Raw genomic sequence first — 11,326 nt, forward strand, 5'->3', positions numbered from 1 at the left:
GGCGGTGGCCGCCGCCGCATCCGGCGGCGCGACGATGGCGCCGAGCGCGATGGCGGCAGCAAGTGGCAGGCCGGCATAGGCAACACCGACCCAGGCGACCGCAGCGGCCGTCAGAACGACCGCGATGCCGGCAAGCGAGATCAACGGTATCCAGTTCTGCTTCAGTGTCCGGGGCGGCAGGTCATAGGCGGCATCGAACAGGGCAGGCGCGATGAACAACGCCAGCGCCAATGCCGGATCGATGGAGATGCCGGGCGCCCAGGGCAGCATGGCGACCAGCACACCGGCGATCGCCAGCATGGTCGGATAGGGAATACCGAGCTTTCGCGACGGTTGCAGCGCGATCAGCGCCACCAGCATCAGCGTCAGCATGCTCTCGAAAAAAGCCATGAAACAGGATCCCGCGTTTCCATCATCATGGCGGGAAAATTCCGTTGGGCAAGAGGTCTGGCGGGTGAGGCCTTATCGATCTAGCCCTTGGCCAGCATAGCAAAATGGCGCCCGAAGGCGCCATTTTCATAGTCGATATCCAATCAGGAAATATGCTTCCTACTCCGCCGCCTGCGCGTGCGGCCGGTGGCCGATCTCATCATCCTTGTCGTCCTCGTCCGGCTTCGGCTGTTTCCAGGCGATCAGGCGATAGAACATCGGGATGAAGAAGGTGGCGAGGAAGGTCGCCGCCAGCATGCCGCCGATGACGCCTGTGCCGATGGCGTGGCGGCTGGCGGAGCCGGCGCCGGTGCTGATCGCCAACGGCACGACGCCGAGGATGAAGGCAAGTGAGGTCATAACGATCGGGCGGAAGCGCAGCCGCGCAGCCTCGAGCGCCGCTTCCGCCGCACTCATACCGTCCTTGCGTTTCATCACCGCGAACTCGACGATCAGGATCGCGTTCTTCGCCGCCAGACCGATGAGCGTCACCATGCCGATCTGGAAATAGACATCGTTGGTGAGCCCGCGCAGATAGGTGGCGAGCAGCGCGCCGAACAGCGCGAAGGGGATCGCGGTGAGGACGGCGAGCGGCAGGCTCCACTTCTCATATTGCGCGGCCAGAATCAGGAACACCATGATGATGCCGAAGATCATCGCCTGCGTGCCCGCACCGCCGGTTTCCAGCTCCTGATAGGCCGAGCCCGTCCAGGCGATCTGGAAGCCTTCCGGCAGGGTCTCGGCCGCCACCTGCTGCATCGCCTTGATCGCGTCGCCCGAGGTATAGCCGGGCGCCGGATTGCCGGTGACCTTGGCGGCGTTGAAGGCGTTGTAGCGCTCGAGCTGATCCGGCCCGATGGTGCGCGTCACCTTGATCAGCGTATCGAGCGGGATCATCTTGCCGCTGTCGGAGCGGACGAAGACCTGACGCAGATCGTCGGGCGATTCGCGGAACGGCGCTTCCGATTGCAGGTTGACCTGATAGTTGCGGCCATAAAGCGTGAAATCGTTGACATAGAGGCTGCCGAAGGTCGCCTGCATGGCATCGAAGACCGAGTTGATCGGCACGCCGAGGGCTTTCGCCTTTTCGCGGTCGAGATCGGCGCGGAACTGCGGCACATTGGTGTCGAGCGTGGTACGTACGCCCGCCAGTTCCGGCCGCTTGGAGGCAGCCGCCACGAGCTTCTGTGCTTCCTCCGAAAGTCCCGCGACGCCCTTGCCGGAACGGTCCTGCACATAGACCTCGAAACCGCCCGTCGTCGAAAGGCCCTGGATCGGCGGCGGGTTGAAGGCAAGCACCATGGCGTCCTTGATGCCCATATTGGCGCCGATCAGGGGGCCAGCCATGTTGCGGGCGTCGAGTTCGGGCGTCTTGCGCTCGCTCCAGTCCTTCAGTGTCACGAAGGCGACGCCGGCGCTGCTCTTCAGGCCACCGGAGAGCAGGTCGAAGCCCGCAACAGCGAAGACGTTTTCCACGCCAGGGAGCTTCTCGGTATTGACCAGCGCCTGATCCATGACAGCCTGCGTGCGCGTCAGCGAGGCCGCCGGCGGCAGGATGGCGATCTGGAACAGCGAGCCCTGGTCTTCATCCGGCACCAGCGATCCCGGCAGCGTATAGAAGAGATAACCGGTCGCCCCGAGCAGGCCGGCGACCAGCACGCAGCCGAGCACCATGCGCTTCAGGAAGAAGGCGACGCCGGCCGTATAGCCCTGCGTCAACCGATCGAAGGCGCGATTGAAGATACGGAAGGGCAGCACCGGCTCGTGATGGCCGGGCTTCAAGATCAGAGCGCAGAGCGCCGGTGTCAGCGTCAGCGCCACGATGCCCGAGATGGTGACCGAGATCGCGATAGTGACGGCGAACTGCTTGTACATCTGGCCGGCGAGCCCGCCCATGAAGGAGACCGGGATGAACACGGCGCAGAGCACCAGCACGATGGCGATGACCGGACCGGTCACCTCGCCCATTGCCTTGATCGCCGCCTGCTTCGGCGACAGTTTCTCCGTCGTCATCAGGCGCTCAACGTTTTCGAGCACCACGATGGCGTCGTCCACCACGATGCCGATCGCCAGCACCAGGCCGAACAGCGTCAGAAGGTTGATCGAGAAGCCGAGCACATACATGCCGGCGAAAGTGCCGATGATCGAGATCGGCACGGCAATGACCGGGATCAGCGTCGCGCGCCAATTCTGCAGGAAGACGAAGACGACGATGATGACGAGCAGGATCGCTTCGATGAAGGTGCGGCCCACCTCCTCGATCGACACCTGGATGAACTTGGTCGTGTCGTAAGGGATCTGATATGCAACGCCCTGCGGGAAGGATTTTTGCAGTTCGTCCAGGCGCCCCTTGAGCGCCGACATCGTGTTCAGCGCGTTGGCACCGGGTTGCAGATAGACGGCGATCGGGATGGCCGGCGTGCCGTTGAGGCTGCTCTGGACCGAATAGCTCTTGGTGCCGAGCTCGATGCGCGCGACGTCCTTCAGCCTCAGCGTCGCGGCGTTGGCGTCCGAGCGCAGGATGATATCGCCGAAGGCGTCGATGTCGGCCAGGCGCCCCTGCGTCGTCACCGTATAGGTAAAGGGCTGGGCGGTGTTGCTCGGCTGGTCGCCGAACCGGCCGGCGGCAAACTGCGAATTCTGCTCCTGGATGGCGGCCGAGACATCGCTCGGCGTCAGATTATACTGCGCCAGCTTGTCCGGCCGCAGCCAGATACGCATGGAATAGTCGATATCGCCAAGCAGATTGACGTCGCCGACGCCGGGAATGCGCTTGAGATCGTCGATGACATTGAGCAGCGCGTAGTTGCCGACGAAGGCCCGATCGTAGCGGCTGTCGGTCGAATACATCGCCACGAAGCCGAGGATCGAGGTCGAGCGCTTGGTGACGACGACACCGAGACGGGTCACGTCCTGCGGCAAGGTGGTGACGGCGCGCTGCACGCGGTTGTTGACGTTGATCGCCGCCTGGTCCGGATCGGTGCCAAGCGCGAAGGTGACCGTGATCTGCATCGCGCCGCTATTGGAGTTCGACGACTGCATGTAGAGCATGTTTTCGACGCCGTTGATCTGCTGCTCCAAGGGAGCAGCAACGGTCTGGGCGACGGTTTCGGCGCTGGCACCGGGATAGGTGGCGGTGACGACCACCTGCGGCGGTGTCAACTCGGGATACTGCGCAATCGGCAGGAGGCGGATGCAGACGGCGCCCGCAAGCAGGATGACGATCGAGATCACCGCCGCGAAAACGGGGCGATCGATGAAGAATCTGTTTCCCAACATCAGTTCTGCACTACCTTGTTCGCGTCACTGGGCGCAGCGGCTGCCGCCGCCTGCACGGGCGCGCCGGGGCGCACCTTGATGATGCCTTCGACGATCAGCCTGTCGCCGGCATGAAGGCCCGACAGGACGAGCCAGTTGCCGCCGATCTTCTGGCCGAGGGTCACCGGATTGACATGCGCCTTGCCGTCCTTGTCGATCGTATAGACGAACTGCCCCTGCGGGCTCTGCATCAGCGCCACTTCCGGAACGGTGATGGCATTGTCGAGCGAGACGCCGGTAACGGTGGCGCGCACGAACTGGCCGGGCAGCAGCCGACGGGTGGGATTGTCCACCACGGCGCGGGCCTGCAGCGTGCCGGTCGAGGCGTCGATCGTGGACGAGGTAAAGTCGACGACGCCGTCATGGTCATAGGACGTGCCGTCGCCGAAGGAGATCTTCACGCCAAGGTTCGGCGCTTCGCCCTTAGCCTTCTTGAGGTCGATCAGCCGGCGCACTTCGGCGGCCTGCGTATCCGAGAAGGAGAAATTGACATAGACCGGGTCGAGCTGGGTGATGCTGGTGAGCAGGCCGGTGTCACCCGTCGTGCCGATCAGGCTGCCTTCGGAGACCTGCTCCAGCGTGGTAATGCCGCCGACCGGCGCCGTGACCTTGGTATAGTCCAGATTGAGCTGCGCGGTCTGCACCTGCGCCCGGGCCGAGGCGACCGCGGCGTCCGCCAACTGGCGTGTGGAAATCGCGTCGTCCCGCGCCTTCTGCGTGACGGCGTTCTGGTCGAAGAGGTTGATGTTGCGCTTTTCCTCACGCTGCGCCTGGGTCAGCTGCGCGTCGGCCTGCTGCAACTGCGCCTGAGCCTGCGCAAGCGTCGCCTCATAGGAGGCGGGATCGATCAGGAACAGCACGTCGCCGGCCTTGACCTCGGCACCTTCGACAAAATTCCTTTTCAACAGAATACCGCCGACACGCGCGCGGACATCGACTTGCCTATAGGCGGAGATGCGCGCAGCATATTCATAGGTGAGCTGCACGGTCTCGGGCTTGACGTCGACCACGGTCACCTGCGGCGGCGGCATTTGGCCCGCCTGCTGGGCAAGGGAGGAGTGTGCGCCGAGAAAGAGGACACCGGCTGCGAGAAAGCTGCTGCGCAAAAAGGAGCGGGGATGCGCCGTCATAAAAAATCACCACGAGTTTTGACATTTTTATTGCGTCGCAGCATACAAACATACATGAATGATTGTAAATATCAAATCGACGTGACCAATGGCATGAGGTTCGGGACGGCGCTCAAGTTCCCGGACAATATCATGTGAAATCAACCGCATGAGGCGAGATGAAATAAATTCTCGCCACATGCAAAAGTGGAAAGATCGAATGCGCAGGACCAAGGAAGATGCAGCCAAGACCAGGGAGGAGGTTTTGGCGGCCGCCGCCGAGGTTTTCTTTGAAAACGGCGTCAGCGGCTCCAGCCTCGACAAGATCGCCAGGCGCGCTGGCGTGACGCGCGGCGCGATCTACTGGCATTTCAAGGACAAGGCCGAGGTGCTGACGGCGCTGCACAGCGAAATCCGCCTGCCGCAGGAAGAACTCGTCGACCACGCAATCGAACATGGCCATGACGATCCGCTGAGCCTGATCGAACAGGCTTCTATCGAGGTTGTGCATATCCTGGCGAACGACGAACACCAGCAACGTATCTTCGCCATCATGATTCTCGGCTGCGAATTCACCGAGGACCCCTCTGACGCCGCCCAACGCATCATCACCGCCAATGCCGAAATGTACGAGAAGCTGCAGAAGCTGATCGACATGGCCGACCGGCAGGGCAAACTCGCGCCCGGCTGGACCGTCGACACTGCCGCCCGCGCCTTCCAATGCTGCATGAACGGCCTCTTTGCCGAATGGCTCCGCTCGGGAAAGTCGTTTCCGGTAATCGATGTCGGCGAAAGGCTGGTGTGGAGCGTGATCAGGTCGATGCGGCGAAACGCCAACTGAGCCCGGCAAGGATCATCTGGCTCGCGACAACTCCCGCGCTAGAGCTGGGCTTCGATCGCGGCCTTATCGACAATCGACCATACTCGCCAGATCTTCTCGCTACGAAACTCGTAGAATACGTTCTCGGTAAAGGACACTCTCTTCCCATTGACGGGCAAACCCAGGAACGTTCCCTTCGGCCTGCAGTCGAATTCCAGCCGGCTCGCTATATGAGGCGGGTCAGAAATCAGCAGCTGAATGGCAAAACGGAGATCCGGAATCTCGGAAAAGTCTCTCTCCAGCATCTGGCGATAGCCTGAGATCCCGACATTCTGGCCGTTGTGGGAGACGTCATCATCAACGAACTGCCCCAGCCTCGCCCAGTCCTGCGCATTCAGGCAGGCAATATAGCCTCGGTAGATATCGGAGAGGTCGGTTTTGACCATGGCAATTGCTCCCGCGCTTCTACAATAAAGTAGCACGGGGTGCGGGATCGGCGAACCGATGTTCGCCCGCTGCCTCCAAGCACGACGCCGCCGAATAGGGGCAGTCGCCCGCGATCAGCCGCCGTGCAGCATGGCGCGGCGGAAGGCTTCCAGCGTCTCGGCGCTGACATGGTGCTCGATGCCCTCGGCGTCGATCCGCGCCGTTTCGGCGCTGACGCCAAGCCAGCGCAGGAAGGCTTCAACCGTCTGATGGCGGGCGCGGATGTCCTGGGCGATCCTGTTGCCCGCATCCGTCAGGAAAACGCCGCGATAGGGCCGCCGCGACACGAGCCCGTCCTCGCAGAGCCGCGCCAGCATCTTGGCGACGGTCGGCTGCGATACGCCGAGCCTTGCCGCGATATCCACCTGCCGCGCCTCGTTGCCGTCATCGATAAGATCAGCGATCAGCTCGACATAATCCTCCACGAGAGCGCCACGCGTGGCCTCTCTCGTGTGCCGGAAACCCTCGGAATGCGTCTCCGCATCCAGCAACGGTTCGTCTCGTTGGATCGGCGGTCTTCTCGTCGGCAATAGGTCAGCTCCTCGCGAGTCCCGGTAAACTCGCTTTCATCTTTATAGCACCGGCTTCAATCTTGAAAGTGGTGGCATAAACGGATGCCGCCTTCGCGGCTCAAGGCATTTCCCGCTACGCCCGAATTTCGTGCGCCCAGTTACCCGCTCGTCGCGTTCGCTGCAACTGTCGAGCCGATTTTGCCGAATGCGGCGGTGGAGAACTCCTTCTCCCTCATGCTGAGGACCAACGGTACCGCAGCGCGGATAAAGACAGCATCATCGCGAACCACAAGGCAGCACCGCCATATAATGCCGAATCTATGAAATATAGCCTATTGCATAATGTTGATATCCAGCATATTTCTTTAGACAGATCATAGCTCAATCCCCCGGAGCACTCCCGTATGACGCAGATTCAAGACACTGCCGCGCCGCGCGCATGGAAATTCGCCAGCCCGGACGAAGACGCACGTCCAAGTCTTCCCGAGGTCAACGCCACCGTTCATGTCCCGCACACAGGCACCTGGATCCGGCGGCTTCTCGCCTTCATGGGGCCGGGTTACATGGTCTCCGTCGGCTATATGGATCCGGGCAACTGGGCGACCGATCTCGCCGGCGGCGCGCAATTCGGCTACACCCTGCTTTCGGTCATCATGCTGTCGAACCTGATGGCGATCCTGCTGCAGGCGCTCTCCGCCCGGCTCGGCATCGCTACCGGCCGCGATCTGGCGCAGGCCTGTCGCGATCATTATCCGAGGCCGGTCAATCTGGCCCTGTGGTTTGCCTGCGAACTCGCCATCATCGCCTGCGACCTCGCCGAGGTCATCGGCACGGCGATCGCGCTGCAACTGCTCTTCGGCATTCCGCTGATCGGCGGCGCGCTGATCACCGCGCTCGACGCCTTCCTGCTGCTGCTTCTGATGAACAAGGGCTTCCGCTTTCTCGAAGCCTTCGTCATCGCGCTGCTGATCGTCATCTCCGTCTGTTTCGCCGTGCAGATCGCCGCGGCAGCGCCGCCGGTCGCCGCTATCCTGCACGGCTTCATCCCCTCGCCTGAGATCGTCACCAATCACGAGATGCTCTACATCGCCATGGGCATCATCGGCGCCACCGTCATGCCGCATAATCTCTATCTGCACTCCTCGATCGTGCAGACCCGCGCCTATAAGCGCGATGACGAAGGCCGCCGCGACGCCATCAAATGGGCGACGGCCGACAGTACAATCGCCCTGATGCTGGCGCTCTTCGTCAATGCCGCGATTCTGGTCGTCGCCGCCGCCGCCTTCCACGACAGCGGACATGCCGATGTCGCCGAAATCGGCCAGGCCTACGAACTGCTGTCGCCGCTCCTCGGCCTTGGCATTGCCTCGACCCTCTTTGCCGTGGCGCTGCTTGCCTCCGGCCTCAATTCCACCGTGACGGCGACGCTTGCCGGCCAGATCGTCATGGAAGGTTTCCTGCGCCTGCGTATTCCGCACTGGGCAAGGCGGCTTTTGACCCGCGGTCTCGCAATTATTCCAGTTATTTTTGTTACCGCATTTTATGGTGAAAAAGGCACTGCCGACCTGCTGGTGCTAAGCCAGGTTGTGCTCTCCATGCAGCTGCCCTTTGCAGTCATCCCATTGGTCCAATTCGTCACGGATCCCAAGAAAATGGGCAAATTCGTCGTGCCCAGGAGCGTTGCCATCCTCTCCTGGCTGGTCGCCGCAATTATCCTGGCACTGAACTTCAAGCTGCTTTACGACACCATCTTCGGTTGACGAATCGCCCGCGAAGCGCGAATCTGACCCTGTGGACGATCACGGCAATTAACAGACTCGTAATATTTGCCTAGATTTCGCCATGATTTGCCCTAGTTTGGGCCCACCGCAGTCTGCAGGGTTCCTCACTTCATGGCCGAAAGTCCATTGCGCGTCCAATTTCCTGCAGAGGCTGCGATTCAGGCGCAGCCTCATCATGAATTTCACGTTCCCTTTCTGCCGCGCTCTGCCCATCTTCGCCATCTGATCGCCATCGGCATTGCCGGCACGGCGTCCTTCGGCCTTCTCGCCACCGTCCTCTACCCGCTGCTGGCCCGCCACACGATCGAGCAGGCCGTGCCGATGCGAACGGCCCAGCTCGTCCAGTCGCAGCCAGCAACGCCCAAGAGCAACCGCCTTGCCACGAAACAGCGTTTCGACGGCGCCCGCTTCGCGCAGGTGGCGGAAAAGCTTTCGAGCGGCGAAACCCGCATCTTCACCTATCATCGCACCACGCTGGTCTTCAAAGCCGAGGATACCGAGCCCTCTGCCGGCGATGCCCGGGCGATCAACGCAGCCTATGGCGGCGATATGCGCGCCGAGACCGCCTTGTTCTCGCCGCCGGCGCTCACCGAGATCCGCCACGGCATCTATCCGCAGAACAACCATTACGATTCAGTCCGGCGCTCACGCTTCCCGATCAGGGGCGTGCCGTTGAATGTCAGCGTCTCGAGAGCGACTGCCGGCGAATCCGGTCGCGAGTTCAAGAGGCTGGTTTCCATGCCCAAGGACCGCCAGGACCTGCAGGATATCCTCGCCTCCGCCGGTCTCGACGCGGATGCCGGCGACGAGTTGCAGCGTGCCCTGGAGACCGATGCGGTTTCGCCCGGTGACAGAGTGGAACTGCTTCTGGAGAAAAAGACCGCCGACGCACGGCCGAAACTGATCATGGCCCGCCTCAGCGGCGGCAAGACGCCGGAGCGCATCGTCGCCCGCGACGACGCCGATGGTTTCGTGCCGATGAACGACGACCGGCTGTTTTCCACGCTCTATAGCGAGAGCCAGGCCGACGCGCCGTCCTCTTCGGAAGTCGCAGCCGTCGATCTCAAGGGTGTCGACGATGATAATGAATCGACAATCGACGCCAAGCTGGAAAAGGCCGGCCTTTCCGAGGCAAGCGCTGCCCAGCTGATGAAGCTCGCCAAAGCCAACGGCATTTCACTGACCGGCGGCGACAACGCACCCGACAGCGTCGACCTTTTGTCCCGCAAGGCGGACAACGGCAAAAGCGAGCTGATGTTCATCGAATTCCATACCGATGGCGATACGCACCGCTACTATCTGCACAAGGGAAGCGGCGAAGGCCCCTCGGAATTCTATGACGAGGGCGGCCATTCCGTTGCCAAGGTGCTGAACCACCGTCCCGTACCCAACGGCAAGCTCGGCGACGGTTTTGCCTGGCGCATTCATCCTATTCTGGGCGTCAAGAAGTTCCACAACGGCGTCGATTTCCGCGCGCCGATGGGCAGCCCGATCATGGCGGGAGGCGACGGCGTCGTCGAAAAGATTTCCTGGGAAACGGGCTACGGCAAATATGTCCGCATCCGCCACGACGGCGGTTACGAGACCACCTATGCCCATATTTCCGCAACGCCATCCGACCTGCATGTCGGTGAACGCGTCACCCAGGGCCAGGTCATCGCCTATGTCGGCTCGACCGGTTATTCCACCGGCCCGCATCTCTACTACGAACTGCGCGTCAACGGCCGCTACGAAAACCCGCTGACCGCCCAACTCCCGGCCGGCACCAATCTCACCGGCAAGTCGCTCGACAATCTGCGCTCGCAGGTCAGCCACGTCGACAACATCATGAGCTATCTCGACGTCCCTGCCGAACGCGAGCCGCCACCACCCCCACCCTTCTTCGGCTTCGGGCGCGGCCCCGGACCAGGTCCCGGCGGCAACTTCGGCAGTCCTTGACGACGATCATTTGCTGGCACATTGTCGGCAAATAGGCTATCTACTGACTATCTGACCAGGTAGAAGCCATGAGTAAGCAAAGCAGACAGTTGCCAAAGAGCGACAAGACCGCCGTTCATCAGGGTGGTCGATGGAGCCTTGAGACCGCCAAGGCGCGGTTTAGCGAGGTCGTCCGCCATGCCCGCGACGATGGTCCGCAGCGGGTAAGTGTGCGCGGGCGTGAAGCTGTCGTCATCATGAGCGTCGAGGACTACGACCGCCTGATGCCAGCGAAGCCCAAGTTGCCTCTTGTTGACTTCATGGAAAGCCTCAGCCTTTCCGAGTTGGATGTGGAGCGCGAGAGCGACACCGGCAGGGACATCGAGCTTTGATCGGCTGGCTGCTCGATACGAACGTCGTTTCGTCTCTGCTCAACCGAAATGGCGCCCCTTCCGTCAAAGATTGGGCTCGCTCCCAGCCGGAAGAGAGCCTGTTCATCAGCATCCTGACGATCGCTGAATACGATAAAGGCATCTACAATCTGCCGGATGACCATCCGGATCGCTCCCGTCATCTGGCATCCCGCGATGCCTTGCTGGAGCGTTTCGCCGACCGAATTCTGCCGGTTAGCGATCCTATTATTCGGCGCTGGGGCATGATTTCCGGGACGATCAAGCGCCGGACGAAGCATTTTCCGTCTGTGATCGACACGATGCTGGCCGCCACCGCCATGGAATACGACCTGTTTTTCACCACGCGCAACATTGCCGACGTGAACCACACAGGCGCGGCACTTTTCAATCCGTGGAACGACGATCCGTCGAACTTCCCCATAGGCAAGGGGAAGCGACTGTAAAAGAGTCGCAGGCTATCGCACCATCATGCGCGGGGTCTCCCGAAGGGATGATCAGGCGCAGAATACTGTGTGCGCCCGACCACCCCCTGGCCCCTCCA

The 11,326-nt window shown here is 61.7% G+C and carries 11 protein-coding genes; 6 read left to right on the forward strand and 5 right to left on the reverse strand.

What is annotated here, in order from left to right:
• The 3 genes from PMI03_RS08970 to PMI03_RS08980 all read right to left on the reverse strand — a co-directional run.
• The coding region (locus PMI03_RS08970) for a cation:proton antiporter (RefSeq protein WP_007692149.1) at positions 1-390 on the reverse strand (390 nt) is incomplete at its 3' end.
• Between the two features lie 159 nt (positions 391-549).
• Positions 550-3,708: an efflux RND transporter permease subunit gene (locus PMI03_RS08975; RefSeq protein ID WP_007692151.1), complete on the reverse strand. Its 3,159-nt coding sequence runs from the start codon at positions 3,706-3,708 to the stop codon at positions 550-552.
• On the reverse strand, positions 3,708-4,778 hold the full coding sequence (locus PMI03_RS08980) for an efflux RND transporter periplasmic adaptor subunit (protein ID WP_309574343.1): 1,071 nt from the start codon (positions 4,776-4,778) through the stop codon (positions 3,708-3,710). Before PMI03_RS08980 ends, PMI03_RS08975 begins: the two co-directional genes overlap by 1 nt.
• Between PMI03_RS08980 and PMI03_RS31585 the strand changes: the two genes are divergently transcribed.
• Positions 4,779-5,015: a hypothetical protein gene (locus tag PMI03_RS31585; RefSeq protein ID WP_174052721.1), complete on the forward strand. Its 237-nt coding sequence runs from the start codon at positions 4,779-4,781 to the stop codon at positions 5,013-5,015.
• A gap of 61 nt (positions 5,016-5,076) precedes the next feature.
• On the forward strand, positions 5,077-5,697 hold the full coding sequence (locus tag PMI03_RS08985) for a TetR family transcriptional regulator (protein ID WP_007692155.1): 621 nt from the start codon (positions 5,077-5,079) through the stop codon (positions 5,695-5,697).
• 38 nt (positions 5,698-5,735) lie between these two features.
• Here PMI03_RS08985 and PMI03_RS08990 read toward each other — a convergent pair whose 3' ends face one another.
• Positions 5,736-6,122 carry an ester cyclase gene (locus PMI03_RS08990; RefSeq protein WP_007692157.1) on the reverse strand — a complete coding sequence of 129 codons (387 nt, stop codon included), beginning with the start codon at positions 6,120-6,122 and terminating at the stop codon, positions 5,736-5,738.
• A 114-nt stretch (positions 6,123-6,236) separates the two neighbouring features.
• On the reverse strand, positions 6,237-6,692 hold the full coding sequence (gene mntR, locus PMI03_RS08995) for a manganese-binding transcriptional regulator MntR (protein ID WP_007692160.1): 456 nt from the start codon (positions 6,690-6,692) through the stop codon (positions 6,237-6,239).
• A gap of 386 nt (positions 6,693-7,078) precedes the next feature.
• On the opposite strand from mntR, the gene PMI03_RS09000 reads away from it, so the two are divergent.
• The 4 genes from PMI03_RS09000 (at position 7,079) to PMI03_RS09015 (ending at position 11,228) form a co-directional block, all read left to right on the forward strand.
• Positions 7,079-8,434: an Nramp family divalent metal transporter gene (locus PMI03_RS09000; protein ID WP_007692162.1), complete on the forward strand. Its 1,356-nt coding sequence runs from the start codon at positions 7,079-7,081 to the stop codon at positions 8,432-8,434.
• 132 nt (positions 8,435-8,566) lie between these two features.
• On the forward strand, positions 8,567-10,393 hold the full coding sequence (locus PMI03_RS09005) for a M23 family metallopeptidase (protein WP_007692163.1): 1,827 nt from the start codon (positions 8,567-8,569) through the stop codon (positions 10,391-10,393).
• Between the two features lie 68 nt (positions 10,394-10,461).
• Positions 10,462-10,764, forward strand: coding sequence for a type II toxin-antitoxin system Phd/YefM family antitoxin (locus tag PMI03_RS09010; protein ID WP_007692166.1), 303 nt, complete (start codon positions 10,462-10,464; stop codon positions 10,762-10,764).
• Positions 10,761-11,228, forward strand: a complete 468-nt coding sequence (locus tag PMI03_RS09015; RefSeq protein ID WP_007692168.1) for a type II toxin-antitoxin system VapC family toxin — start codon at positions 10,761-10,763, stop codon at positions 11,226-11,228. Before PMI03_RS09010 ends, PMI03_RS09015 begins: the two co-directional genes overlap by 4 nt.
• Positions 11,229-11,326: the final 98 nt, after the last annotated feature.

The sequence above is a fragment of the Rhizobium sp. AP16 genome (assembly GCF_000281735.1).
GTDB classification, from domain to species: Bacteria; Pseudomonadota; Alphaproteobacteria; order Rhizobiales; family Rhizobiaceae; genus Rhizobium; species Rhizobium rhizogenes.